22 protein-coding genes are annotated in these 26,102 nt (G+C 71.4%); 6 read left to right on the top strand and 16 right to left on the bottom strand.

What is annotated here, in order from left to right:
- Positions 1-26 precede the first annotated feature (26 nt).
- Entirely contained in the window at positions 27-2,759 is a 2,733-nt protein-coding gene (gene ppc, locus ACZ4N4_RS40105; protein WP_453564839.1) for a phosphoenolpyruvate carboxylase, read from the bottom strand.
- A 308-nt stretch (positions 2,760-3,067) separates the two neighbouring features.
- Here ppc and ACZ4N4_RS40100 point away from each other — a divergent pair, with 308 nt between their 5' ends.
- Positions 3,068-4,078: an acyl-CoA desaturase gene (locus tag ACZ4N4_RS40100; RefSeq protein ID WP_467598363.1), complete on the top strand. Its 1,011-nt coding sequence runs from the start codon at positions 3,068-3,070 to the stop codon at positions 4,076-4,078.
- A complete protein-coding gene (locus ACZ4N4_RS40095) occupies positions 4,075-4,749 on the top strand; it encodes a TetR/AcrR family transcriptional regulator (protein WP_360489942.1) in 675 nt (224 codons plus the stop codon). Before ACZ4N4_RS40100 ends, ACZ4N4_RS40095 begins: the two co-directional genes overlap by 4 nt.
- 60 nt (positions 4,750-4,809) lie before the next feature.
- On the opposite strand, the gene ACZ4N4_RS40090 is transcribed toward ACZ4N4_RS40095, so the two are convergent.
- Entirely contained in the window at positions 4,810-5,172 is a 363-nt protein-coding gene (locus ACZ4N4_RS40090; protein ID WP_453564845.1) for a VOC family protein, read from the bottom strand.
- Positions 5,172-5,987, bottom strand: a complete 816-nt coding sequence (locus ACZ4N4_RS40085) for a trans-aconitate 2-methyltransferase (RefSeq protein WP_467598360.1) — start codon at positions 5,985-5,987, stop codon at positions 5,172-5,174. Before ACZ4N4_RS40085 ends, ACZ4N4_RS40090 begins: the two co-directional genes overlap by 1 nt.
- 89 nt (positions 5,988-6,076) lie before the next feature.
- On the opposite strand from ACZ4N4_RS40085, the gene tamR reads away from it, so the two are divergent.
- Positions 6,077-6,574 (top strand): MarR family transcriptional regulator TamR, encoded by a 498-nt coding sequence (gene tamR, locus ACZ4N4_RS40080; protein WP_467598357.1) that lies wholly within the window; start codon positions 6,077-6,079, stop codon positions 6,572-6,574.
- On the opposite strand, the gene ACZ4N4_RS40075 is transcribed toward tamR, so the two are convergent.
- Complete coding sequence (locus tag ACZ4N4_RS40075) at positions 6,533-7,300, bottom strand: LuxR C-terminal-related transcriptional regulator (RefSeq protein ID WP_450765515.1); 768 nt, start codon at positions 7,298-7,300, stop codon at positions 6,533-6,535. The two genes, tamR and ACZ4N4_RS40075, sit on opposite strands and share 42 nt — an antisense overlap.
- Positions 7,301-7,571: 271 nt before the next feature.
- Here ACZ4N4_RS40075 and ACZ4N4_RS40070 point away from each other — a divergent pair, with 271 nt between their 5' ends.
- Positions 7,572-8,018: a GNAT family N-acetyltransferase gene (locus ACZ4N4_RS40070; protein ID WP_453564850.1), complete on the top strand. Its 447-nt coding sequence runs from the start codon at positions 7,572-7,574 to the stop codon at positions 8,016-8,018.
- A 3-nt stretch (positions 8,019-8,021) separates the two neighbouring features.
- Here the strand turns inward: ACZ4N4_RS40070 and galK are convergent, their stop codons facing one another.
- The 3 genes from galK to galT are packed head-to-tail and all read right to left on the bottom strand — an operon-like array spanning position 8,022 to position 11,196.
- Positions 8,022-9,176 (bottom strand): galactokinase, encoded by a 1,155-nt coding sequence (gene galK / locus ACZ4N4_RS40065; RefSeq protein WP_453564853.1) that lies wholly within the window; start codon positions 9,174-9,176, stop codon positions 8,022-8,024.
- Positions 9,176-10,138 carry a UDP-glucose 4-epimerase GalE gene (galE, locus tag ACZ4N4_RS40060; protein ID WP_453564856.1) on the bottom strand — a complete coding sequence of 321 codons (963 nt, stop codon included), beginning with the start codon at positions 10,136-10,138 and terminating at the stop codon, positions 9,176-9,178. Before galE ends, galK begins: the two co-directional genes overlap by 1 nt.
- Positions 10,138-11,196: a galactose-1-phosphate uridylyltransferase gene (galT, locus tag ACZ4N4_RS40055; protein WP_467598352.1), complete on the bottom strand. Its 1,059-nt coding sequence runs from the start codon at positions 11,194-11,196 to the stop codon at positions 10,138-10,140. The genes galE and galT overlap by 1 nt, the downstream gene beginning before the upstream one ends.
- A gap of 136 nt (positions 11,197-11,332) precedes the next feature.
- On the opposite strand from galT, the gene ACZ4N4_RS40050 reads away from it, so the two are divergent.
- A complete protein-coding gene (locus ACZ4N4_RS40050; protein ID WP_467598350.1) occupies positions 11,333-13,045 on the top strand; it encodes a sodium:solute symporter family protein in 1,713 nt (570 codons plus the stop codon).
- A 27-nt stretch (positions 13,046-13,072) separates the two neighbouring features.
- A complete protein-coding gene (locus tag ACZ4N4_RS40045) occupies positions 13,073-13,399 on the top strand; it encodes a hypothetical protein (RefSeq protein ID WP_453564865.1) in 327 nt (108 codons plus the stop codon).
- A gap of 200 nt (positions 13,400-13,599) precedes the next feature.
- Here ACZ4N4_RS40045 and ACZ4N4_RS40040 read toward each other — a convergent pair whose 3' ends face one another.
- From ACZ4N4_RS40040 to ACZ4N4_RS40000, 9 genes are all read right to left on the bottom strand, one after another.
- Positions 13,600-14,307: a helix-turn-helix transcriptional regulator gene (locus tag ACZ4N4_RS40040; RefSeq protein WP_467598347.1), complete on the bottom strand. Its 708-nt coding sequence runs from the start codon at positions 14,305-14,307 to the stop codon at positions 13,600-13,602.
- 293 nt (positions 14,308-14,600) lie between these two features.
- Complete coding sequence (locus ACZ4N4_RS40035) at positions 14,601-16,352, bottom strand: outer membrane protein assembly factor BamB family protein (RefSeq protein WP_467598344.1); 1,752 nt, start codon at positions 16,350-16,352, stop codon at positions 14,601-14,603.
- Between the two features lie 74 nt (positions 16,353-16,426).
- Positions 16,427-18,211: an outer membrane protein assembly factor BamB family protein gene (locus tag ACZ4N4_RS40030; RefSeq protein ID WP_467598341.1), complete on the bottom strand. Its 1,785-nt coding sequence runs from the start codon at positions 18,209-18,211 to the stop codon at positions 16,427-16,429.
- Between the two features lie 517 nt (positions 18,212-18,728).
- Positions 18,729-20,531, bottom strand: a complete 1,803-nt coding sequence (locus ACZ4N4_RS40025; protein ID WP_453564876.1) for an ABC-F family ATP-binding cassette domain-containing protein — start codon at positions 20,529-20,531, stop codon at positions 18,729-18,731.
- Positions 20,532-20,899: 368 nt separating this feature from the next.
- Positions 20,900-21,829: a 4-(cytidine 5'-diphospho)-2-C-methyl-D-erythritol kinase gene (locus ACZ4N4_RS40020; protein ID WP_467598338.1), complete on the bottom strand. Its 930-nt coding sequence runs from the start codon at positions 21,827-21,829 to the stop codon at positions 20,900-20,902.
- Positions 21,826-22,755: a 16S rRNA (adenine(1518)-N(6)/adenine(1519)-N(6))-dimethyltransferase RsmA gene (gene rsmA / locus ACZ4N4_RS40015; RefSeq protein ID WP_467598335.1), complete on the bottom strand. Its 930-nt coding sequence runs from the start codon at positions 22,753-22,755 to the stop codon at positions 21,826-21,828. Before rsmA ends, ACZ4N4_RS40020 begins: the two co-directional genes overlap by 4 nt.
- A 38-nt stretch (positions 22,756-22,793) precedes the next feature.
- Positions 22,794-24,278: a ubiquitin-like domain-containing protein gene (locus tag ACZ4N4_RS40010; RefSeq protein ID WP_467598332.1), complete on the bottom strand. Its 1,485-nt coding sequence runs from the start codon at positions 24,276-24,278 to the stop codon at positions 22,794-22,796.
- Between the two features lie 157 nt (positions 24,279-24,435).
- Positions 24,436-25,338 (bottom strand): TatD family hydrolase, encoded by a 903-nt coding sequence (locus ACZ4N4_RS40005; protein ID WP_467598329.1) that lies wholly within the window; start codon positions 25,336-25,338, stop codon positions 24,436-24,438.
- 47 nt (positions 25,339-25,385) lie between these two features.
- Positions 25,386-25,823: a hypothetical protein gene (locus ACZ4N4_RS40000; protein WP_467598326.1), complete on the bottom strand. Its 438-nt coding sequence runs from the start codon at positions 25,821-25,823 to the stop codon at positions 25,386-25,388.
- Positions 25,824-26,102 lie beyond the last annotated feature (279 nt).

Genomic DNA, 26,102 nt, shown 5'->3' with positions numbered 1-26,102 from the left:
GGCACAGCCGTGTGCGGTGGTGCAGGTCAGCCCGTGTTGCGCAGGCCGGCCGCCACGCCGTTGACGGTGAGGAGCAGGGCGCGGGCGAGCAGCGGGTCGGGTTCGGCGCCCGCGGCGGCCGCGTCGCGCTGGCGCTTGAGGAGCGTGACCTGGAGGTAGGAGATCGGGTCCAGGTAGGCGTCACGGATGCCGAAGGTCTGCTTGAGCACCGGGGTGGCGTCCAGCAGTTCGCTCTCGCCGGTGATCTTGAGGACCTCGGCGACGGTCAGCTCGTGCTCGGCCCGGATGGTGTCGAAGACGTGCTTCAGCTCGTCGGGGACGAGGGTGTCGACGTAGTGCTGGGCGATCCGCAGGTCGGTCTTGGCCAGGGTCATCTCGACGTTGGAGACGAAGTTGCGGAAGAAGTGCCACTGTTCGTGCATCTCGGCGAGGACGGTGTCCAGGCCCGCCTCGCGCAGCGCCTTCAGCCCGGAGCCGACGCCGAACCAGCCGGGGACGATCTGCCGGGACTGGGTCCAGCCGAACACCCAGGGGATGGCCCGCAGACCGTCCAGGCCGGCGCCGGAGTCCGGGCGCCGGGAGGGGCGGGAGCCCAGGTGCAGGTCGGCGAGCTGGTCGACGGGGGTGGCGGCGAAGAAGTACGCGGGCAGGTCGGGGTCCTCGACCAGACGCCGGTAGGCGCCGTGGGCCGCGTCGGAGACCACGTCCATGGCGGCGTCCCAGCGGGCCAGGGCCTCCCCGGACTGGCGGGGGGCGGTGTGCAGCGCGGAGGCCTGCAGGGTCGCCGCGACCGTCAGCTCCAGGTTCTCCCGGGCCAGGGAGGGGATCAGGTACTTGTCGGAGATGACCTCGCCCTGCTCGGTGACCTTGATCTCGCCCTCCAGGGTGCCCCAGGGCTGGGCGAGGATCGCGTCGTGGGAGGGGCCGCCGCCGCGGCCGACGGTGCCGCCCCGGCCGTGGAAGAGCCGCAGGCGTACGCCGTAGCGGTGGGCGACGTCGCGCAGCCGGCGCTGGGCGCGGTGGATCTCCCACTGGCTGGTGGTGATGCCGCCGAACTTGGAGGAGTCGGAGTAGCCGAGCATGACCTCCTGAACGTCTCCGCGCAGCGCGACCAGGCGCCGGTAGGAGGGGTCGGAGAGCATGTCCTCCAGGATGGTGTCGGCGGCCTTGAGCTCGTCGGTGGTCTCCAGGAGGGGGACGATGCCGACCTTGGCCCAGCCTGCGTGCAGGTCCATCAGCCCGGCCTCACGGGCCAGGACGGCGGCGGCGAAGACGTCGTCGGCGCCCTGGCACATGGAGATGATGTACGACTCGACGACCTCGGGTCCGAAGACCTCCAGGGCCTTCTTCACGGTCTGGAAGACCCCGAGGGTCTTCTCGCCGGCCGCGTCCACCGGCGCCGGGGTGGGCGCGAGCGGCCGGCGCGAGCGGAGCTCCTTGGCGAGGAGCTTGGCGCGGTACTCGCGGGGCATGTCGGCGTAGCGCCAGGACTCCTCGCCGAGCCGGTCGAAGAGCTGGCCGAGGGCGTGGTGGTGGGCGTCGGCGTGTTCGCGGACGTCCATGGTGGCGAGCTGGAGGCCGAACGCGGCCAGGGTGCGGATCGTACGGGCGAGGCGGCCGTCGGCGAACAGACCGCCGCGGTGTTCGCGCAGGGAGGCCTGGACGAGCCGCAGGTCGCCGAGGAGTTCGGCGGTGCCGAGGTAGTCACGGCCGGGCTGGTGCGGGGTGTCGGTGGCGAGGCGCTGCTTGGTGTTGACCAGCTTCTGCCGGATGCAGGTGGCCTTGAGCCGGTAGGGCTCCTCGGCGTTGAGGCGCTTGTAGCGGGGGCTGATCTCGGGCAGCAGCTCCAGGTCGGCGCGGAGCGACTCCAGCAGTTCCTCCGTCGCGCCCGTGTAGCGGATGGAGTTGGAGAGGAAGCCGCGGAGTTCGTCGATCATCTCCAGGGCGTCGTTGATGCCGTGCTCGTGCTGGAGGATGAGGACGTCCCAGGTCACCTGCGGGGTGACGTTGGGGTTGCCGTCGCGGTCGCCACCGATCCAGGTGCCGAAGGTGAGCGGGCGGGTGTCGTCGGGGAGCTTGACGCCGACCCGCTCCAGCTCCGCGGTCAGGTCCTCCAGGACGTCGCCCACCGCGTCGGCGTGCAGTTCGTCCAGGTAGTAGATGGCGTTGCGGGCCTCGTCGGCCGGCTCGGGGCGTACGACGCGCAGTTCGTCGGTCTGCCAGACCAGGTCGATGTTCTCGGCGAGGCGGATGTCGGTACGGCGGCGGTCCGACTCGATGACCGGAGTGTCCAGGAGCGCCGCGATACGCCGGAGCTTGTTCAGGACCGAGCGGCGCGCGGCCTCGGTGGGGTGGGCCGTGAAAACCGGGCGGACGTTGAGGTTCTGGACGGTCTGACGCAGGTGGTCGGCGTCGGCGTCCTTGAGCCGGTCGGCGGTGCGGGCGAGCAGGCCGCCCTCGGCGGCGCGGCGGGTGCGCAGTTCGCGGCCGCGGTGCACCTGCTCGGTGACGTTGGCCAGGTGGAAGTAGGTGGAGAAGGCACGGACCAGCTTGGCGGCGGTCTCCAGTTCGATGCCGCGCAGCAGTTCGGCGGCGGCCTCGCCGTCCTCGCGGGTGAGACGGCGGACCTTCTCGACGAGGTCCAGCAGCTCGGGGCCCTCCTGCCGGACGAGGGTCTCGCCGAGAAGGTCACCCAGCCGGCGGATGTCGGCGCGCAGCTCACTGCTGGTCGTGGTGGTCTGGTCGTCGGCACTGCTCACAGGTGCGGCTCCTTGCAGTGTTGAAGCTCGTCTGGAGGGGACCCGTCCGTCGACCGGGCGGCAGGCGGGGCCTGTCCGCATACGGGCCGGACATCCGGGAAGGAAACAGAGCGGACCGCGCTGTCCGACCGACTCCAAGGATAGGTGTCCATGAGGACGCGCAGGCTATGGGGCTCTTGCCGTGAGACGCCTCGCTGCCATACTTACGTCGCCGTAGGTTACGGAACCGTAGGGAAGAACCCTTATCGTCCCGTCCCGTCGCCGCGGATCGGCACCTGTCTCAACCCTCGACCCCCCAGGGGACGCGCATGACCTCGTCTAGTTCCGATGTGATCGACGACGCCCACAAGCCGGCCGACGCTTCGGCTACGTCCGCCACGCTGGGCGGCGAGAAGAAGGGGTCGATCGAGCAGATCGCCCTGCTGCTGTTCATCGTCGTGCCGTTCCTCGCGCTGCTGGCGGCGGTGCCGCTGGCATGGGGCTGGGGCGTGAGCTGGCTCGATCTGGGCCTGATGGTGTTCTTCTACTATCTGGGCTGCCATGGCGTGACGATCGGTTTCCACCGTTACTTCACCCATGGCTCCTTCAAGGCGAAGCGGCCGCTCAGGATCGCGCTGGCGATCGCGGGTTCGATGGCGGTGGAGGGGCCTCTGGTGCGCTGGGTGGCCGACCACCGCAAGCACCACAAGTTCTCCGACGCGGAGGGCGACCCGCACTCGCCGTGGCGGTTCGGCGAGACCATGCCGGCGCTGATGAAGGGCCTGTGGTGGGCGCACATCGGCTGGCTGTTCGACGAGGAGCAGACCCCGCAGGAGAAGTACGCACCGGACCTGATCAAGGATCCGGCGATCAGGGCGGTCTCCCGCCAGTTCATCCTCTGGACGGCGCTCTCGGTGGGGCTGCCGCCGCTGATCGGCGGTCTGGTGACCATGTCCTGGTGGGGCGCGTTCACCGCGTTCTTCTGGGGTTCACTCGTCCGGGTGGCGCTGCTGCACCATGTGACCTGGTCGATCAACTCGATCTGCCACGCCGTGGGAAAGCGGCCGTTCAAGTCGCGGGACCGTTCGGGCAACGTGTGGTGGCTGGCGGTCCTGTCCTGTGGCGAGTCCTGGCACAACCTGCACCACGCCGACCCGACCTCGGCCCGGCACGGGGTGGAGCGCGGGCAGCTGGACTCGTCGGCGCGGATCATCCGCTGGTGCGAGCAGCTGGGCTGGGCGTACGACGTGCGGTGGCCGTCACGCTCACGTATCGATTCGCGCCGTAACAGCGGGGAAGGCGGCTCCCGGCGAGGGGCGAAGAGCGTCGAGGCGGCATGATTGATGCCGTGGCGACCGACTCCAGCACTCCCAGTCCCGAAAAGCCGCGGCGGGCACGTCGCACCCGGATGACCGGTGCGGAGCGCCGCCAGCAGCTGTTGGAGATCGGTCGCACCCTCTTCGCCGCGAAGGGTTTCGAGGGCACCTCGGTGGAGGAGATCGCGGCGAAGGCCGGGGTCTCCAAGCCGGTGGTGTACGAGCACTTCGGCGGCAAGGAGGGCCTGTACGCGGTGGTGGTCGACCGGGAGATGCGCCGGTTGCTGGACATGGTGACCGGCTCCCTCACCGCCGGCCATCCGCGTGAGCTGTGCGAGCAGGCCGCGTTCGCCCTGCTCGACTACATCGAGGAGTACACGGACGGGTTCCGGATCCTGGTGCGGGACTCGCCCATCCCGCAGTCCACGGGTTCCTTCGCGTCCCTCATCTCGGACATCGCCACCCAGGTGGAGGACATCCTGGGGCGCGAGTTCAAGTCGCGCGGCTTCGACCCCAAGCTGGCGCCGCTGTACGCGCAGGCGCTGGTGGGCATGGTGGCGCTGACCGGTCAGTGGTGGCTGGACGTGCGCCGCCCGAAGAAGGCGGAGGTCGCCGCCCACCTGGTCAACCTGGCCTGGCACGGCCTGGACGGGCTGGAGCCGAAGCCGCGGCTGATAGGGCACCGCAAGGCGTGAGACCGCCCGCCGGCCGGCCGTCGTCGCCCGCCGGGCGACCGTGCCGGGGCGGACGGCGGCTCAGCGGACCGGTTCCAGGAACTCCAGGCGGTTGCCGACGGGGTCCTCACAGAAGAACCGGCGGTGGCCGGGGAGGTTCCCGTCCCAGGCGACGGGTGTGCCGTGGGCGGTGAGCCGGGCCGCGTATGCGTCGATGCCCGTCACCCGCAGGCCGGGGTGGGCCTGCCGGGCCGGCCGGAAGGCCTGCTCGATCCCCACGTGCAGGTGGATCTCGCCGGCCCGGAACCAGCAGCCGCCGCGCGCCGCGAGCACCGGCGGTTTGGGGACCTCGGTCATGCCGAGGGTGTCCACGTAGAACGTCCGCAGCCGGTCCTCGGAGCCGGGCGGGGCGGCGAGCTGGACGTGGTCGAGGGCGGCGAGCATCAGTTCCCCTCCTTGTGGGCGACGGCGAAGATCCGCCGGAACGGGAACGGGGTGCCGTGCGGGCCGGCCGGGTAGGCCTCGCGCAGTGCGGTCCGGTACTCGGCGAGGAAGGCGTCACGGGCCCCGGGATCGTCGGCGAGGGCGGTGAGGACCGGGCGCAGTCCGGTGCCCTTCACCCAGTCGAGGACCGGGTCCTCGCCGGTGAGCAGGTGGATGTACGTCGTCTCCCAGACGTCGGCGGCGCAGCCGAGCCCGGTCAGCCGCTCCAGGTAGGCCTCGGGGGTGAGGACGGCGTCGTCGTGGCGGAGGGCCTCGGCGAGGCGGCCCCGCCAGCGGGGGGACTCGGCGAGGGTGCGCATCAGCCGGTGGCTGGGGGCGGTGAAGTTGCCGGGGACCTGGAAGGCGAAGGTGCCGCCGGGGGCGAGGCCGACGATCCACTCGGCGAACCGTTCGGCGTGCCCGGGGACCCACTGGAACGTGGCGTTGCTGACGATCAGGTCGTACGGCCGCTCGGGCGCCCAGGTGCGGACGTCGGCGTGGGAGAAGTCCAGGCGGCCGCCGCCGGCCGTGCGGCCCTCGTACTCCACGAGTGCCTTGTCGAGCATCTCGGGCGAGTTGTCGTAGCCGGTGATGCGGGCGGTGGGCCAGCGTTCGGCGAGCAGGGCGGTCATGTTGCCGGGGCCGCAGCCGAGGTCGGCGACGGCCGGGGGTTCGCCGGGGAGCGCGGGGATCCGGGCGAGGAGGTCGGTGAAGGGGCGGGCGCGGTGGCCGGCGTGCCGGAGGTACTGGGCGGGGTCCCAGGCGGAAGTCGTCATGGCTCCCACCTTCCCCGCCCTGATATCTTGATGTCAAGAAGCTCGACATCAAGAGACTTCATGTCGACAGAACCACTACACTGATCGCCATGGAGGACGAGGTCGATCGGCTGGTGGCTGCGTGGCGCCGGGAGCGCCCGGACCTCGACGTGGAACCGCTTGAGGTGCTCAGCCGGGTGAGCCGACTGGCCCGGCACCTGGACCGGGCACGTCGGCTGGCCTTCGCGGAGCACAGCCTGGAACCCTGGGAGTTCGACGTGCTGACCGCGCTGAGGCGTGCGGGGACGCCGTACCAGCTCTCCCCCGGGCAGCTGCTGACCCAGACCCTGGTCACCTCGGGGACGATGACCAACCGGATCGACCGGCTGGCCAAGAAGGGCCTGGTGGAGCGGTTGCCGGACCCGAGCGACCGGCGGGGCGTGCTGGTGCGGCTGACCGAGGAGGGCCAGGACCGCGCGGACCAGGCCCTGGCCGGACTCCTCGACCAGGAACGGGCGATCCTCGCCGAACTCTCCCGCACTCAGCGCACCGAACTGGCCGGCCTGCTACGCCAGTTGACCGCCCCGTTCGACAACATCCCCGGCTAGGTCGGCCGGACCGACCCCGGCGCGGCGGGCGAGGGCGACGGCGGCCAGGGTGGAGTGGACGCCCAGCTTGCCGAGCACGTTCTGCATGTGGGTGCGGACGGTGTGCGGGGACAGGAACAGGCGCTCGGCGACCGCCTTGCGCCCCAGGCCCGCCACCATGCACCGGAGCACTTCCCGCTCTCTCGGCGTGAGGGACTCCACGAGCCGCTCGCTCTCGGTGCGGTGCTTGCGCGCGGCCGTCAGCTCCCGCAGGACCCCGGTCAGCAGGGCGGGCGGCAGATGGGTCTCGTCGCGCAGCACTCCCCGGATGACGTTCAGCAGCCGGGACAGCGAGCAGTCCTTGGCGACCCAGCCACAGGCGCCGGCCTGCAGGGCCAGGGCCGCGCGCCGCGGGTCGTCCTTCTCGGCGAGTACGACGACACGGACGGCGGGGTGGGCCGAGCGGACCCCGGTGACCAGCGATATCCCGTCGACCAGGCCCTCCTCGTTGCCCTCCTGGACCGGTACCGCCGGGCGGCCGCCGGGCAGTTGGCCGCCCAGATCGGCGTCGACGAGCAGCACGTCGTAGCGGCGGCCCTCGGCGACCGCGCGCTCCAGGCAGCGCAGCGCCGCCGGACCGCTGCCGGCCGCGGACACGTCGACGTCGGGCTCGGCGGCCAGTGCCGCGGCGAGCGACTCGGCGAAGATACGGTGGTCGTCGACGACCAGAACTCGGATACGAACCATGAAACCCCCTTCCCAAGCTCTTCACGAGCAGGGGATACCCCAAGATGCTCAGAACGACGGGTCACACGGACACGACACCCGCGGGAGGACCGAACCGCACGGCCGCCGCCGTGCCTGAACTGCTACCCCCACCGCGGGTGTCGTACCCGACTTGTCTCGCCCCCTGATCAGCACCGGCCCCCACCGGTGCTGCTCCTCAGGGTACGGAAGGGGGGCGGGAGCGGAAGGCAATTTGCAGAACTGCCCGACCGACGCGTTTATGGTGTGCCGCATGTTTCGTATTGAGGCGGAAGTCGACAAAGAACGGCGGGAACTGCTCCGCACCCGGCTGCTGGACACCAACACCGCGGCCTCCCCGGTCCTCGCGGCCCTGCGCGGCACCCCCGGCGAACGCCAAGTGCCGCTGCACGTCTGGGCGATGGACGAAGAATCGGGCGGACTGGCGGGCGGTCTGGTGGGGCACACCTGGGCGACCTGGCTGCACGTCACCTATCTGTGGGTGGACGCGGGCCGTCGCGGCGCGGGTCTGGGCGCCCGGCTGCTCGCCGAGGCGGAGCGCATCGCCGGGCAGGACCGCGCCTGCACCGCCGCGCGCCTGGAGACCTGGGACTTCCAGGCGCCGGACTTCTACCGGAAGCAGGGTTACGTCGTGGTGTGCGTGGTCCCCGACTATCCGCCGGGGATCACGGAGTACACCCTGACCAAGCGGCTGGGCTGAGCCTCAGCTCTCCCGGCGGGCGCCCGCCGACGGCACCGCCTCGAACGTACGGGGCGCCTTGAAACCGGCCGCCGCGAACGCCTCTTCGACCGCCTTGGTGATCGTGTCGACGTCGGACGCCTCCGCGAGGACGATCGCCGAGCCGCCGAAACCGCCGCCGGTCATCCGGGCGCCCAGGGCGCCGGTGGCGAGGGCGGTGTCCACGACCAGGTCCAGCTCCGGGCAGGAGATCCGGAAGTCGTCGCGCAGCGAGGCGTGGCCCTCGGTGAGAACCGGGCCGATGGCGCGGGTGTCGCCGGCCTCCAGCAGGGCGACGACGCGTTCCACCCGGTGGTCCTCGGTGACGACGTGCCGGACCAGGCGCCGTACCTCCTCCTCATCGCCCAGCCGGTCGAGCGCCGCCTCGAGGTCGTCGTAGGCGATGTCCCGCAGCGCGTCCACGCCCAGCAGGGCCGCGCCCTTCTCGCAGCCGGCCCGGCGCTTGCCGTACTCGCCGCCGCTGTGCGCGTGCTTGACCTGCGTGTCGACCACCAGCAGGCGCATGCCCTCGGCCGCGAGGTCGAAGGGGATCTGCTTCTGTGCGAGGTCCCTGGTGTCCAGGAACAGGGCGTGGCCGTGCTCGCAGCAGGCGGACGCCGTCTGGTCCATGATGCCGGTCGGCGCCCCGACGTAGACGTTCTCCGCGCGCTGGCACAGGCGGGCCAGCTGCCAGCGGGCCAGGCCCAGGCCGTGCAGGTCGTTGAGGGCGAGGGCGATCACCACCTCCAGGGCCGCGGAGGAGGACAGGCCGGCGCCGGTCGGGACCGTGGAGGCCAGGTGGACGTCGGCGCCGGTGACCGGGTGGCCGGCCTCGCGCAGCGCCCAGACCACGCCCGCCGGGTACGCCGTCCACTCGTGGTCGGTGCCTGGTTCCAGGGCGTCCAGGGAGAGTTCGACGACTCCGCCCTCGATGTCGGCGGAGTGCAGGCGCAGCACGCCGTCGGTGCGGCGGGAGACCGCGGCCGTCGTCACGTGCGGCAGCGCGAACGGCATCACGAAGCCGTCGTTGTAGTCGGTGTGCTCACCGATCAGGTTGACCCGGCCCGGTGCCGACCAGACCCCTTCGGGCGCGGTTCCGTAGAGCTCCGTGAAACCGTCCCGGACCTGCTGTGCCCCCACTACTGCTCCCTCGAGACGTGCTGTGCGAACTCCCAGGCGTCCGCGACGATTCCCGCGAGGTCCGCGCGGGTCGGGTTCCAGCCCAGCTTCTCGCGGGCGGTGGCCGCGGAGGCGACCAGGACGGCCGGGTCGCCGCCCCGGCGCGGGGCCACGACCTCGGGGATCGGATGGCCGGTGACCTGGCGGACGGTCTCGATGACCTCGCGTACCGAGAAGCCCTCGCCGTTGCCGAGGTTGCAGATCAGGTGCTCGCCGGGCCGGGCGGCCGTCAGGGCCAGCAGGTGGGCGTCGGCCAGGTCGGCGACGTGGATGTAGTCGCGGACGCAGGTGCCGTCGGGCGTCGGGTAGTCGTCGCCGAAGACCGAGACGGCCTCCCGCCTGCCCTGGGCGACCTGGAGGACCAGCGGGATCAGGTGCGACTCGGGGTCGTGGCGCTCGCCCTGCGCGCCGTAGGCGCCGGCCACGTTGAAGTAGCGCAGGGAGACCGCGCCCAGGCCGTGCGCGGCGGCCTCGCCGGTGATCATGTGGTCGACGGCGAGCTTGGTCGCGCCGTACGGGTTGGTCGGCTTCGTCGGGGCGGTCTCGACGATCGGGACCTGCTCCGGCTCGCCGTAGGTGGCCGCCGTGGAGGAGAAGACGAGCTTGCGGACGCCGGCCTCGCGCATCGCGCCGAGCAGCGCCATGGTGCCGCCGACGTTGTTCTCCCAGTACTTCTCGGGCTTCACGACCGACTCGCCGACCTGGGAGAACGCGGCGAAGTGCAGCACCGCGTCATAGGAGGAGTCGAGCCACTTGGCGGCGTCGCGGATGTCGCCCTCGACGAAGGCCGCGCCCGCCGGGACGCCCTCCCGGAAGCCCGTGGAGAGGTTGTCGAGGACGGTGACCTCGTGGCCCGCCTCCAGCAGGTGCTGGGCAACCACGCTGCCGACGTAACCCGCCCCGCCCGTCACCAGGTACTTCATCAACTCGCTACCTCTCGCAGTCGCTCGGCCGCGCGCTCCGGCGGCACGTCGTTGATGAACACGTTCATGCCGGATTCGGAACCCGCGAGAAACTTCAGCTTGCCGGACGTTCGGCGGATGGTGAAAAGCTCCAGGTGCAGCGCGAAGTCGTCGCGCGTGACCCCCTCGAACTCCTCCAGCGTCCCGAACGGCGCCTGGTGCCAGGCGGCGATGTAGGGCGTGGGAGGTTCACCCTCACCGAAGATACGGTCGAAGCGCCTCAAGAGTTCCAGATAAACCTGGGGGAACTCTGAGCGTGCCGCCTCGTCGAGACCGAGCAGGTCGGGGACACGGCGCTTCGGGTACAGGTGGACCTCGTAGGGCCAGTGTGCCGCGTACGGCACGAAGGCGGCCCAGTGTTCACCCTCAAGGACGACGCGTTCGTCGGCGAGTTCACGCGCCAGGACGGCGTCGAAGAGGTTCTCCCCGCCGGCCGCCTCCTTGTGGGTCGCGAGTGAACGCAGCATCAGCGCGGTGCGGGGGGTGGTGAAGGGGTAGGCGTAGATCTGGCCGTGCGGGTGACCGAGCGTCACGCCGATCTCCTCGCCGCGGTTCTCGAAGCAGAACACCTGCTGGACGGAGGGGAGATGCGACAGTTCCGAGGTCCGGTCGGTCCACGCGTCCAGGACCAGGCGGGCCTGCTCCTCGGTGAGGCTCGCGAAGGACGCGTCGTGGTCCGAGGTGAAGCAGACCACCTCACAGCGCCCGGAGTCGCCGGCCAGCGAGGGGAAACGGTTCTCGAAGACCACCACGTCGTACGAGGAGTCCGGGATCTCGCTCAGCCGGTCGCCCTCGGTCGGGCAGAGCGGGCACTGGTCGGCCGGCGGGTGGTAGGTGCGGCCCTGCCGGTGCGAGGCGATGGCGACCTGGTCGCCGAGCAGCGGGTCACGGCGGATCTCGGAGGTGGTGTGCGTCCGCTCCAGCGGCCGGCGGTCCACCGCGTCCCGCACGGTGTCGTCCCGCAGGTCGTAGTAGATGAGCTCGCGACCGTCGGCCAGCCGGGTCGAGGTCTTCTTCACTGCGGACTCCCGAAAATCGAGCGTTGTTCGAGTCAGCCAACCATCAAACAGAACCGAACACACCAAAACACAACTCACCAGGTGAGTCAACATCGCAATCAATCAAGGTGAGACAACAAAAGTGTTGAATTACTGGGTGCAAAACCCCACCAATGCCCCTGCATCCCCCACATACCTCGCGACATCCCTGGCGGCGGAGCTACGGCTCCCCACCAACGGCCTCGACTACGCGATCCTCGCCATCTACTTCGTGGTGGTCCTGGGCATCGGCTTCGCGGCCCGCCGCTCGGTGAAGACGAGCCTCGACTTCTTCCTCTCCGGGCGCTCACTGCCCGCGTGGATCACCGGGCTCGCCTTCATCTCGGCGAACCTGGCCGCCACCGAGATCCTCGGCATGGCCGCCAACAGCGCGCAGTACGGCGCGTACACCGTGCACTGGTACTGGATCGGCGCCATTCCGGCCATGGTCTTCCTCGGCCTGGTGATGATGCCCTTCTACTACGGCAGCAAGGTCCGCTCGGTCCCCGAGATGCTGCTGCTGCGCTTCGACAGAGCCGCACACCTGCTGAGTTCGATCCTGTTCGCCTTCGCCGCCATCCTCATCGCGGGCGTCAACCTGTACGCCCTCGCGATCGTCGTGCAGGCGCTGCTGGGCTGGCCGCAGTGGGTGGCGATCGTGGTGGCCGGCGCGTTCGTACTGGCGTACATCACCCTCGGCGGCCTCTCCTCGGCCATCTACAACGAGGTGCTCCAGTTCTTCGTGATCCTGGCCGCCCTCATCCCGCTGTCCGTGCTCGGCCTGAAGAAGGTCGGCGGCTGGGACGGCCTGGTCGGCAAGCTCGACGCCACCCACGGCCACAACTTCACCACCGCCTGGGGCGGCACCGGCATCGGCAGCGTCAACCCGCTCGGCGCGAACTGGCTGACCATCGTCCTCGGCCTCGGCTTCGTCCTCTCCTTCGGCTACTGGACGACCAACTTCGCCGAGGTCCAGCGCGCCCTGTCGGCGAAGAACCTCTCCGCCGCCCAGCGCACCCCGCTGATCGCCGCGTACCCGAAGATCTTCATCGTCTTCCTGGTGATGATCCCCGGCCTGGTCGCCGCCGCGCTGGTGCCGAACATCGGCACGTCCGGCTCCGGCCTCCAGTACAACGACGCGATCCCCTACCTGATGTCCCAGCTGCTGCCCAACGGCGTCCTCGGCATCGCGGTCACCGGCCTGCTCGCGGCCTTCATGGCCGGCATGGCCGCCAACGTGTCGTCCTTCAACACCGTGTTCACGACGGACATCTGGGCGAAGTACGTGGTCAGGGGCCGCGAGGACGCGTACTACGTGCGCTTCGGACGCCTCATCACCGCGATCGGCGTGGCCGCGTCCGTCGGGACGGCGTTCCTGGCGTCGTCGTTCTCGAACATCATGAGCTACCTGCAGACGCTGTTCTCCTTCTTCAACGTGCCGATGTTCGTCGTCTTCATCGTCGGCATGTTCTGGAAGCGCGCCTCGGCGAAATCCGGCTTCTGGGGACTGCTCGCGGGGACGGTGACCGCGATGGTCAACTACTTCGTCCTCTACAAGAAGGACATCATCAGCATCCCCACGGACCAGGGCGCCAACTTCGTCTCCGCGATCGCCGGCTTCGTCGCCGGCGCGGTGGTGATGGTGATCGTGTCCCTGTTCACCGCGCCCAAGCCGGAGGCGGAGCTCGCGGGCCTGGTCTACGGCACGCGCTCCCCCGGCATGACCGAGGCGCCCGCGCCCGGCGACGAGGCCTGGTACCGGCGGCCGGCGCTGCTGGGCTGGGGCGCGGTGGTCCTCGCCGCCCTCTGCTACGTCCCGTTCTCGTTCTGAGCCCGGCCCCGGGAGAATGGAGAGACCATGACCGACGACTCCGGGCACTCCGGATTCCACTACTCCGAGCAGGACGTCCACCGGGAAGTCTCCGAGCTGGAGAGCAGGTCCACGACCGCCGCGCGCATCTTCGACCTGCGGCGGATCATCGGCGGACTGTTCGTGCTGTACGGGATCATCGTCACGATCACCGGGATCACGGACTCGCAGGCCGAGATCGACAAGGCACAGGGGATCAACATCAACCTGTGGACCGGGATCGGAATGTTGTTGCTGGGGGTGTTCTTCCTGGTGTGGTTGTGGGTTCGGCCCACTCCGCCTCCGGTGCCGCCCGTGGAGGAGGCCGAGGAGTAGGCAGGGTTGTGCTTCGGCCGCGGGGCGCGGGGGCTGGTCGCGCAGGTCCCCGCGGGCGTGCGGGGTTGGTCGCGCGGGGCGTGCGGACCGGTCACGCGGGGCGTGCGGACCGGTCACGCGGGGCGTGCGGGCTGGTAGCGGGGCGTGGGGGCTGGTAGCGCAGGTCCCCGCGCCCCTGGGCAGGCGGGTGCAGCTGTCGGCTACATGTCCGGCCCCGTCATGTCCGGCCCGGTGGAATTCTTCAGTGGGCCGGCCCTGTCCAGCAGGCCCGTCCGGGCCGCCAGGGCCGCCGCCTCGAGCCTCGACCCCACCCCCAGCTTCATCAGCACCCGCTGGACGTGAGTGCGGGCCGTGCTCGGGGCGATGCCCATGCCCGCGGCGATCAGGCGGGTGTCCTCGCCGTCGGCCACCCGGACCAGGACCTCGACCTCCCTCGGGGTGAGCATCTGGAGCAGGCGCTGGCCCTCGTCGTCGGGCTGGGCGGCGGGGTTGAGCAGTTCCCCGAACGCGCCCTGGAGCAGCGCGGGCGCCACGGCAGCCTCACCGGCCCGCGCCTTCATGATCGCCCGCTCGACGCCCTCTATCCGCTCGTCGTGCCGTACGTATCCGGAGGCACCCGCGGCGAAGGCCGCCGCGATGCCCCGCGGCGACGGCACCGGGCCGAGGACGAGCACCGCGACCTGCGGCCGCTCCCGCTTGATCTTCACCACCGGGTCGAAGATCCCCGGCTCGGCCGGTGTCGCCGTACCCAGCAGGCACACCTCGGGCGCGCGTGTGATCACCAGCTCCGCCGCGCCCGCCGCCGGTGCCGCCGCCGCGAGCACCCGGTGACCGCGCAGTTTCAGCGCCGAGGCCAGCGCCTCGGCGAGCAGCCGGTGGTCGTCGACCACCATGAGCCGCACTCCCATAGAGCAACCCCCCAGTCCCCCCAATGGATGCCCCACTATGGATGCCCACTGGTCCGCGTGGACAGAGGGCCCCCCGGCACCTCGTCCTTCATGCCCCCGGAAGCTACACGCTTGTTCGACGTTGCGCTGCCCCTACTGATGAGAAGTGCCCCGGATCGGAGGAATCTCTGGCTTCTCTCGTATTCGCGGGTGAAGAGCGGGTGTGGTGCGGTACGCGCCCGGTCCCGCCCCTGAGCAGGGACGGGACCGGAATCGCGGGCCGGGTGATACGGGCGTCCGCGCTTGACGAGCCGTCAGCCGCTCGTACCGAACGCGGTGACCAGGTACTCCTTGCCCGACACCGACGAACCGGCGGCGTGGGCGTACACCGCGGACAGGTACAGGTGCCCCTGGGAGTAGAGGACCTCCGCGTACGCCGGGGACATCGCGGTCTCCACGGCCCTGTCCGCCGCGGTCGCCGGGTTCTCCAGCAGCTTTGTCTCCTTGAACGAACCGCCGTCGATACTGACCACCTGACCGCCCTTGTCGTACGGCGGACTCTTGTACGCGATCACGTTCGGACCGTCCATGCGCAGCGGTGTGATCGTGTAGTTGTCGCCGGCGTCGGCTCGCTGGCCGGTCTGCTTGCCGGTCGCCAGGTCGAAGGCGACGATCTCGTTGGTCTTCGCGAGCTCCCCGCTGCCGTCGTGCTCCTCGGTCGCCAGGTACAGCCGGTCGTTGCCGACCACCACTCCCTGGCACTTCTCCACCTGGTAGATGCCGTCGCAGCGGGCCGCGTAGGAACTGCCCGGCGTGGAGATACGGGTGCGCAGCCGCCCGGTCGCGTTGTCGACGGAGAAGACGTCCGAGAAGCCACTGCCGTCGCCCGCGCTGTCGTTGACGTCGGCGGCCACCACCAGCGGGTCGGTCGACACGATGCTCGCGTAGGGGATGCCCGAGGTCATCTCGTACTCGGAGATCACCTTGCCGGAGACCGGGTCGATGGTCTGGATGTGCAGCTGCGCGGTGTCGCCGCTGCCGCACCTGCGGACCGCGACCAGTTTGGCGCCGCCGCCGTAGCCCGCGTCGTAGCAGGTGTCGGTGGGCTTCGGCTGCCAGCGGACCCTGCCGGAAGCGAGGTCGAAGGCGGCGCCGCCGCTGGTGCCGCCGACCGCGACCGTCTGCCCGGCGACGGTCACGTTGTTGAAGTTGACCGGCACGTCACCGGACTTGATCGTCTTCGTCCACAGCTTCTTGCCGGCGTCGAGGTCGATCGCGGCGACCTGGGTGCAGCCCGCCGTGGAGCCCTTGGGCGGCATCTTCGGCTGGAAGACGACGGCCGTCCTGCCGTCCGCACCGACGTGCCCGGTGGCGTAGCAGACCGGGCCGGGCAGCGGGACCGTCCACAACTCGGCGCCCGAGTCGGGGTCGTAGCCGACGATCCGGGCGACGCCGGTCTTCGCGTACACCTTGTCGGTCAGCCAGGAACCGGCGGTGACCGTGGTGTCGTTCGCCGTGGGCAGCGGGACCTGGAAGAGGACCCTGGAGGCCGGGTTCGCGGGCACCTTCTCGCTGCCGCCGCCTCCGCCCTTGCCGCCGCCGGTGCCGCCGTTGGTGGAGCCGGTGGTGTCGTCCTTCTTGCCGTCGGCCCCCGAGGACTTGGAATACCAGATGCCACCGCCGACGATCAGCGCGATCACGACGACCGCGGCGACGATGATGAACAGCGTGGCGTTGTTCCTGCCGGAGGCGGGGGCAGGGGTGAGGCCGCCCGGCTGGCCCGGCTGGCCGCCCGGATAGCCGTAACCGGGCTGCTGGGCGTAGGGGTTGGCGGGGGTGGGAGGCTGCTGGGTGTACGGGTTCGGGGGCTGGGCGGGGTAGCCGTAGCCGGGCTGCGGTGGCTGGTGCGGGTAGCCGTAGCCGGGCTGCGGGGCCGGGGGCTGCTGCGGGTAGCCGTAGCCCGGCTGGGGGGCCGGGGGTACGGGCGGCTGCGGCGGCCCGGCGGGGGCGCCGTAACCGGGCTGCTGCGGGGGCTGGTTGGGCGGTGGCGGAGGCGGCTGGGTCATGACGGTGTACCTCTGGGGACGGCGCGGAAGACGGCTGGAGCGGTGCGGGGCGGGGCGGGACGCAACGGGCCCGCTCAGTTACCGAAGGCCATCATCAGCTTCTCCTTCGCGTCGTCGCTGCCGGTCAGCCGCGTGGAGGAGAGATAGAAGCGCCCGTCGACCCAGTCGACCGCGCCGTCGTAGAAGCCGTCCTCGATGCCGGCGGTGTGCTGCGGGTTCTGCAGCAGCCTGGTGGTGGTGTGGGCGGAGCCGGCGGTGGGGATCGACACGACCTGGCCGCCCGAGTCGTACGACGGCCTCACGTAGGCGACGAGTTTGCCGCCCTCGACCTTGACCGGGTACATCGACTCGTCCGCCGGGGACTTCGTGCGCCACTTCGCCTTGCCGTCGGCGAGGCTGATCGCGACGATCTCGTTGGCGCCGCCGTTCGTGTCCGTCGGCAGGTAGAGGGTGTTCGCGTCGACGGCGACGCCCTGGCAGCCCTGGAGGTCACGGGAGAGGAGCGCCCAGCCGCACTCGGGGGCGAACTTCTCGTCGACCTTCACCTCGGACCGGAACGTGCCCTTGGCGTCCAGGGTCGAGATGTTCCAGGCCTTCTTCTGCTCGTTGGTCATGTAGACCACGAGCGGGTCGACGGAGTACGTCCGCTGGACCGACCAGCCCTTCTTGACGGGCTGGGTCCACCTGACCCTGCCGGTGGCCGGCTCCAGTTCCGAGATCTCGTCATGCTCGTTGCCGCCGCCGACCCCGCAGGAGGCCACCTCGACCAGCCGGTTCGTGCCGCCCGCGAACGCCGTCGGGAAGCAGGACGCGCCGTACTTCTTCTTGTCGTACAGCTTGTCGCCGCTGCCGAGGTCGTACGCCGTGCCCGACTGGGAGCGGCCCACCATCAGCGTCTTTCCGCTGATCGTCAGCTCGATGCTGAGCGCGGAGTCGAACAGGCCGCCGTCGGCGACGGTCGCGGTCCAGCCCTTGCGGCCCGTGTCGAGATCGATCTCCTGCAGCTGGTTGCACTTGGCCCGGTCGCTGGTGCCGTTCATGTACGCCACGACGACCTTGTCGTCGGCCGACCGGTCCGGGGTGACCGCGCAGATCTTCTGCGGGAACGTGATCGGGGCCCAGGCCGGATCGCCGTTGCCCACCTTGTAGGCGAAGACCTGCTTGTACGCCGCCTTCACCGCGGTCCTGCCGGTGATCCACATGCCGGGTGCGTCGGCACCGGACGCGGGGGCGTCGGGTGCCGACTTGTACCAGAGCACCTTGGCCTCGCCGGACTTGCGGCCCTCGTTGAGGTTCTCCGGGTCCGCACCGCCGTCGCCACTGCCGTCACCCGGGTCGACCGGGGTGTCGGTGCCCGAGGCCTTGGGGTCGTCGGACTGCTGGGCGACCGGCTTCTTGCCGTCGTTTCCGCCGCTGGTCACCGCGTACACGGTGCCGCCGACGACCAGCAGCCCGGCCACGGCCGCCGCGACGACCAGCCCGGGCTTCCCCTTGAACGGTCCGCCGCCCCCGCCCCCGGGCGGCGGAGTGACGCCGGGTGCGCCCGGGTACTGCGGCGGGTAGCCGTAACCGGGCTGGGGTGGCTGCCCGTACGGCCCCGCCTGCTGCGGCGGGCCGTAAGGGCCGGGCTGCTGCGGCTGGCCGTAGGGACCGGGCTGCGCATACGGTCCCGGCTGCTGTGGATAGCCGTATCCCGGCTGGGGCGGCTGGGCAGGAGGCGGGGGCGTGCCCTGGGGTGCCCCGAAGCCGCCCTGAGCGGGCAGCTGTTGCGGGGCGCCGAAGCCACCACCCGCTGCCGGCTGGTCCTGCGGTGCGCCGAATCCGCCCTGCTGCGGCGGCTGATTGGGTGGCTGAGTCATCAGCGATCTTCCCCCGTTACTGATTTTTAGCCACGCCCCGAGGCTCCCGACGGGCCTCAGGCCGTTCTCAGACTGCTCTCAGACGGACCTTTCTATCACCCGGGACCGACAGGCCACGGGCCCTCGTCAGCCCCTGTGCCCAAGGAAGAACCGCCCCGTGATGCGGCCGTTACGCGCCTTCACGCTCCCTTCACCGGGCGCACGCAAGGGGGTTGCGCGCGGGGGTGCGACGGGCGGGGGTGGCGCGGGGGTGGGTGGTGCGCGCCGTGGGGTGGCGCGCGTGCGCGGCCGGTTCACGCCGGTGGGTGGGGGTGGGCGCGCCACCACGGGTCGCACGCCCACCGGAACGGCGCGCACGCCGAGTTGCACGCCCACCGGAACGGCGCGCACGCCGAGTTGCACGCCCACCGGCACCGAGCGCACGCCGAGTCACGCGCCGCGCACACGCCGAACTACGCGCCGCCCGGCACCGCGCGCGGCCGAGTTACGCGCCGCCCGCTGCCGCGCGCACGCCGTGCTACGCGTCCTCCGCCAGCTCCAGCCAGCGCATTTCCAGTTCCTCGCGCTCCCCGGCCAAGTCGCGCAGCTGGGCGTCGAGTTCGGCGACCTTGGCGAAGTCCGTGGCGTTCGCGGCGATCTGGTCGTGCAGCTTGGTCTCCTTCTCGGAGACGCGGTCCAGCTGACGTTCGATCTTCTGGAGCTCCTTCTTGGCGGCGCGCTGGTCGGCGGCGCTCCGCTCGGCCGTGGGGGCCTTGGGCGCCACGACCGTGGCGGCGGCCGCCTCCTCCATGCGCTGCCGTCGTTCCAGGTACTCGTCGATGCCGCGCGGCAGCATCCGCAGGGTGGCGTCGCCGAGGAGGGCGAAGACACGGTCGGTGGTCCGCTCGACGAAGAACCGGTCGTGGGAGATGACGATCATCGAGCCGGGCCAGCCGTCGAGGACGTCCTCCAGCTGGGTGAGGGTCTCGATGTCGAGGTCGTTGGTCGGTTCGTCGAGGAAGAGGACGTTCGGCTCGTCCATGAGCAGGCGCAGCAGCTGGAGGCGGCGGCGCTCACCGCCGGAGAGGTCGCCGACCGGCGTCCACTGCTTCTCCTTGTTGAAGCCGAACGTCTCGCACAGCTGCCCGGCGGTCATCTCGCGCCCCTTGCCGAGATCGACGCGCTCGCGCACCTGCTGTACGGCTTCCAGCACCCGGGTGCTCGGGTCGAGTTCGGCGACCTCCTGGGAGAGGTAGGCGAGCTTGACGGTCCGGCCGACGGCGATCCGGCCGGCCGCCGGCTGGTCCTCGCCCTCGGTACGCGCGGCCTCGGCCATGGCGCGCAGCAGCGAGGTCTTGCCGGCGCCGTTGACGCCGACCAGGCCGATGCGGTCGCCGGGCCCGAGCTGCCAGGTGACGTGCTTGAGCAGCACCTTGGGCCCGGCCTGGACGGTCACGTCCTCCAGGTCGAACACGGTCTTGCCGAGCCGGGAGGAGGCGAACTTCATCAGCTCGGAGGTGTCGCGCGGCGGCGGCACGTCGGCGATCAGCTCGTTGGCGGCCTCGACCCGGAAGCGGGGCTTGGAGGTACGGGCGGGGGCGCCCCGGCGCAGCCAGGCCAGCTCCTTGCGGACGAGGTTCTGCCGCTTGGTCTCCTCGGTGGCCGCGATCCGCTCGCGTTCCGCGCGGGCGAAGACGTAGTCGGAGTAGCCGCCCTCGTACTCGTAGACGTCGCCGCGCTGCACGTCCCACATGCGGGTGCAGACCTGGTCGAGGAACCAGCGGTCGTGGGTGACGCAGACCAGCGCCGAGCGGCGCTCCCGCAGGTGCTTGGCCAGCCAGGCGATGCCCTCGACGTCGAGGTGGTTGGTGGGCTCGTCGAGGACGAGCAGGTCCTGCTCCTCGATGAGCAGCTTGGCGAGCGCGATCCGGCGCCGTTCACCGCCGGACAGCGGCCCGATGACGGTGTCCAGGCCCTTGGGGAACCCAGGCAGGTCCAGGCCGCCGAAGAGGCCGGTGAGGACGTCCCGGACCTTGGCGTTGCCCGCCCACTCGTGGTCGGCCATGTCGCCGATGACCTCGTGCCGGACGGTGGCCGCCGGGTCGAGGGAGTCGTGCTGGGTGAGGACGCCGAGGCGCAGTCCGCCGGAGTGCGTGACGCGCCCGGTGTCGGCATCCTCCAGCTTGGCGAGCATCCGGATGAGGGTGGTCTTGCCGTCGCCGTTGCGGCCCACCACGCCGATGCGGTCGCCCTCCGACACGCCGAGCGAGACGCCGTCCAGCAGGGCACGGGTGCCGTAGACCTTGCTGACGTTCTCGACATTGACCAGGTTGACGGCCATTTCACTCCTGCGCAGGGGGACGGTCAGCCTCCCAGCGTAATGCGCGCCGGGAGGCCGTCCCGCCGCGAGCTGTTTTCCGCCCGCCTGAGCGCGTACCTCGTCGAGGAGGGCATACCCTCCGGCCCGGGCAGCCGGTCCGCAGCCGGTCGCGGTGGCCGGAGCCAGCCGTGACGACCTTGGTGACGCCGTGACCGGGCTGACGAAGGTGACCTTCGCCCGCGGGTCCCGGCCCTTGGAGCGGCCGATCACCTTGATCAGCCGGTTCGGGGAGGCCTCGGGCGGCCGCCGTTTCGCCCCGTTGCCGTCGGCGCCCGGCGGCGGGCTCGGGGCGCTTACAAGGGGGCATGCGCCCCGCTCGTGCTCCGGCGTCACACCCCGGTGTGCGCGCTGATGTCGTGCGCCGTGGTGATCACCCGCGCGCCCGGCGCGGGCGCTGTCGCCGTGCGCACCGTGCGGCAGGTGCCGGAGGCGAGGAGCGCCTCGGACACCTTCTGCGCCGACGCGGTGTCGCGGACCAGGAACGCCGTGGTGGGTCCGGAGCCGGAGACCAGCGCCGCGAGGGCACCGGCCGTGCGCCCCGTGTCGAGCGTCTGCGCGAGCTCCGGGAAGAGGGAGAGCGCGGCGGGCTGGAGGTCGTTGGAGACGGCGGCGGCGAGCGCGTCCGGGTCGCCCTTGGCGAGCGCGTCCAGGAGCTCGTGGGAGGCGACGGGCTCGGGGATGTCGAGGCCCTCGGCGAGCCGGTCGAACTCGCGGAAGACGGCCGGCGTGGACAGCCCGCGATCGGCCATCGCGAACACCCAGTGGAAGGTGCCGCCGACCTCCAGGGCGGTGAGCCGTTCGCCGCGCCCGGTGCCGAGGGCGGCGCCGCCGACCAGGCTGAAGGGCACGTCGCTGCCCAGATCGGCGCAGATGGCGAGGAGTTCGGCGCGCGAGGCGCCCGCGCGCCAGAGCTCGTTGCAGGCGAGCAGCGCCCCCGCCCCGTCCGCGCTCCCCCCGGCCATGCCGCCGGCGACCGGGATGTCCTTGGCGATGTGGATGTGCACGGCCGGGTCGATGCCCCGGCGCTCGGCGAGCGCGAGCGCGGCGCGCGCGGCGAGGTTGGTGCGGTCCAGCGGCACCTGGTCGGCGTCCGTGCCCTCGCAGGTGACGCGCAGTTCGTCGGCCGGCGTGACCGTGACCTCGTCGTACAGGCCGACGGCGAGGAAGACGTTGGCCAGGTCGTGGAAGCCGTCGGGGCGGGCGGCACCCACCGCGAGCTGGACGTTGACCTTGGCGGGAACGCGTACCGTGACGCTCACTTGCCGGACTCCTCTGTCGGGGACGCGGACCGCGCCGCGTCGGCCGTCTGATGCTGTGCCCCCTGCGGGGACGCGGCCTCGGCGATCCGCGCGAACTCCTCCACCGTCAGCGACTCCCCGCGCGCCTGCGGCGAGACCCCGGCGGCCACGAGCGCCGCCTCGGCGGCCGCCGCGGACCCGGCCCAGCCGGCGAGCGCAGCCCGCAGGGTCTTGCGCCGCTGTGCGAACGCCGCGTCGACGACCGCGAAGACCTCGCGCTTGGACGCCGTCGTCTTCAGCGGCTCCGCGCGCCGGACCAGGGAGACGAGCCCGCTGTCCACGTTCGGGGCGGGCCAGAAGACGTTGCGACCGATGGATCCGGCGCGCTTCACCTCGGCGTACCAGTTGGCCTTGACGGACGGCACGCCGTAGACCTTCGAGCCGGGTGCTGCGGCGAGCCGGTCGGCGACCTCGGCCTGCACCATCACCAGCGTCCGCTCGATGCTCGGGAAGGTGTCGAGCATGTGGAGGAGGACGGGGACGGCGACGTTGTAGGGGAGGTTCGCGACGAGCGCGGTGGGCGGGGGCCCGGGCAGTTCGGTGACGTGCATCGCGTCGGAGTGGACCAGCGCGAACCGGTCCGCGCGCGCCGGCATGCGCGCTGTGATCGTCGCGGGGAGGGCGCCCGCCAGGACGTCGTCGATCTCCACGGCGGTCACTCGGTCGGCGGCCTCCAGGAGCGCGAGGGTGAGGGACCCGAGTCCCGGGCCGACCTCGACGACGACGTCGTCCGGGCGGACCTCGGCGGTGCGGACGATACGGCGGACCGTGTTGGCGTCGATCACGAAGTTCTGGCCGCGCTGCTTGGTGGGGCGTACACCGAGCGCGGCCGCGAGTTCACGGATGTCGGCCGGGCCGAGGAGGGCGTCGGGGAGGGGGCTGCTCACGGGACAAGGGTACGGGCCGCCGGGATCCCGCCCGCCGGTCACCCGTGCAGCCGTGCCCCGCAGTGCGGCCAGGGCGTGGAGCCGCGTTTCGTGTAGAGCTTCTTCGCACGGAACGTCTGCTCCTCGGCCGACGCGTCCTGCGGGCGCCCGCTGCCGCCGAGGCTGTGCCAGGTGTGGGTGTCGAACTGGTACAGCCCGCCGTACGTCCCGGAGGGGTCCACCGCGCCCGGGCGGCCGCCGGACTCGCAGGCGGCGAGACCGTGCCAGTTCAGGCCGTCGGCGCCCTTCACGGAGTCCGGGTGCGGCTTGGTGCCGACCTTCACGAGCTGCGGGCGCGGCTCGCGGACCACCTCGGACCGCTCGCGACGCGGCTTCTGCCGGACCCCGTTGACGGTCCGCAGGTAGTAGGTGATCCGGCGCAGCCCGGGCCGCCCGGCCCGCTCGACCACCTCGGTGCCCTTGAACACCGTCGGGTCCGACCTGCGCCGCACCTCGAAGGGGATGGTCTCCTCTCGCACCTCCTTGCCGTCCGTGACTCGCAGCACGGTCACCGTCTGCCCGTCACGCGGGAATCCGGCCTGCGGCACGGAGGTGGTGTCCTGGCCGTGCAGGGTGACCCCGGCCTCCTCGACGGCCTCGCGGACGGTCGCGGCGTTGGTGCGGATGGTGCGGGTCCGGCCGTCCGCCAGGATCGTGACCGTGCGCTCCGTGCGTACGTCGAGCGCGAGCCCGGCGCGACCGATGCTCTGGGAGCGCGAGGCCGACAGGTACGCGCCCTCGGCCCGCACCCCCATCTGGTTGAGCGCCCCGTCGACGGTGCGCGCCGTCGTCCACACCTCGCGCTGCTGGCCGTCCAGCGTGAGCCGCACGGGGCGGCCGTAGCGCACCGCGACCTCGTCCCCGCTGGCCAGCTCCGCACCGGGGGCGGGCGCCACCACGTCGTGCGTCCCCACCCGTACGCCTTCGTCGGCGAGCAGTTCGGTCACGTCGTCCGCGAACGTGTGCAGGACGCGCGGCCGGCCGTCGACGGTCAGCTCGATCGCCTTGTCCTTGGCGAGGAACGCGGTGGTGCCGCCGGCGAGGAAGGCGACGACCAGCGCCTGCGGCAGCAGGCGGCGCACGGCGGAATCCGAGCGCTGGATGTACCGCGCCTTACGCCGGCGCGCGGCACGTCGACCCGCCCCGGCGCGCACTACCGGCGCGGGAGCCCCGCTCTCCGGCACGCGCCCGCCCTGACGCGGACGCACCGGCTCCCCGGGCTCACCCGGCTCGCTCACATACGCCTGCGCCTGCCCTGCCGGAACGGCCCGGCCTCCTGCCTCGGCCAAAATCTCGTACGCCGGCCGGTACGTGTCACCCCCGTACGCGGCCACGCCGTATCCCTGCGTCACGGCGTCGTGCACGCCGGGCACCGCGGGCGCGTCGTACGCACCTTGCTCCCCGTACGCGCCGCCCCCGCCGTGCGCCCCCGGCGCACCGTAGGGGTCGTACGCCTCAAACGTCTCGTACTGCGATGTGCTCACGCCGACACGCTCCAGAGAGCCAGAGGGGTCCGGATCGGGCCCCCAGAACCTAGCGGAGCGTTGGTCACTCTCCAAAGCGGCACGACTACGCACGGTCGCGACCGGGCCCAAGCTGTGCCCGCGCGAGCGTTATACGTCAGTTATGATCGGTACACCCTCAGTAGCCGAAGGCGCGGGCCGTGTTCGCGCCCAGGGCCGTCGCCAGCGCGTCCTCGTCGATGCCCCGTACGGCGGCCATCGCGCGCACCGTGACCGGAATGAGATACGGGGCGTTGGGCCGTCCGCGGTACGGCGCCGGGGTCAGGAAGGGCGCGTCGGTCTCCACGAGGACCAGCTCCAGCGGAGCCACGGCGAGCGCGTCCCGGAGGTTCTGGGCGTTCTTGAAGGTGACGTTGCCGGCGAAGGACATGAAGTAGCCCTCGCGGGCGCACACCTCCGCCATCTCGGCATCCCCGGAGTAGCAGTGGAACACCGTCCGCTCGGGGGCGCCCTCCTCCTTGAGGACGCGCAGTACGTCCGCGTGGGCGTCCCGGTCGTGGATGACGAGGGCCTTGCCGTGCCTCTTGGCGATCTCGATGTGGGCGCGGAACGAGCGCTCCTGGGCCGCCTTGCCGTCGGGCCCGGTGCGGAAGTAGTCGAGGCCGGTCTCGCCGACCCCCTTCACCTGTGGCAGCCCGGCCAGCCGGTCGATCTCGGCGAGCGCCTCGTCCAGGGCCGCGTCCCCGCCGGCCGTGCGGGTGCCCTGCCGGGACCAGCCGTCGGGGTCGCCGTGGACGATGCGCGGGGCCTCGTTCGGGTGCAGGGCGACCGTCGCGTGGACGTTCGCGTGCGCGGCCGCCGTCTCGGCCGCCCACCGGGAGCCCTTGAGGTCGCAGCCGACCTGGACGACCGTGGTCACGCCCACCGAGGCGGCCTTCGCGAGACCCCCCTCGACCGTGCCGGACTGCATGTCGAGGTGGGTGTGGGAGTCGGCGACCGGTACCCGGAGGGGTTCCGGGAGCGGCGGTGCCGCGTTCTTGTCGGCCGCGGCCGAGGCGTTCGCGGAGGCGTTCGAAGGCATGCCCCGATCCTACGAAAGGGGCACGCCCCGCCGGACCCGCGCCCGGCTCAGCTCGCCTTGCGCTGGAACGGATGCAGGAGATCGGACAGGTGCCAGTGGTGGGACGCCTTGGCCTGCGCGGAGGCCTCCGTCGCCGCCGCGGGTCCGGTCCCGGTGTCCTCGGCCACCTCGGCCCCGCCGCTCTGCACCGGTCGCCGGGACGACTGCTGGGCCGCGCTGTGCACCGACGAGACCTGCCCCGCGCGCATGATCCGCAGGACATGGCCGTCGCAGTTCTGACACGAGGGCCGGCTCAGCGGGGACGGGACGACCTGGCCGTTCGCCACATACATGACGAACTCGTGGTTCTCCGCGTCCGTGTGGTGCTCTATCTCGTACGACTGCTCCCAGCCGTGCCCGCATCGCATGCAGGCGAAGGAATACGACTCGCGAACGACGGCTGTGGCCGCACCACGGAGGCCGGTCTGCCCTGCGATCTCACTCATGCCAGCTCCTCTTGTCCGCTGGACAAGCACCTCCGACCGCTGGGATTCCCCCCGGAATCCCATGGAGGTGAGGGACGGGTACGTCCCTGCTGACCAGTGGACGCCTTCACCGGCGCGAATGCGACGGGCCTGTCGAGTGTTGGATGCGATTTGGAGTCTGCTTGCCAAATCGGCCTTGTCGGGTAGGGCTGGGCTTTGCGTTTCCCGCCCTTGCTTTACCGTCCCGTGGGGCGCGCGCTCAGAGGAGGCGCGCCCCGCTCAGAGGACACATCACCGCAG

The organism is Streptomyces sp. NPDC026538 (assembly GCF_055567535.1).
The sequence above is the reverse complement of the archived record's forward strand: the minus strand, read 5'-3'. Positions and strand labels throughout refer to the sequence as shown.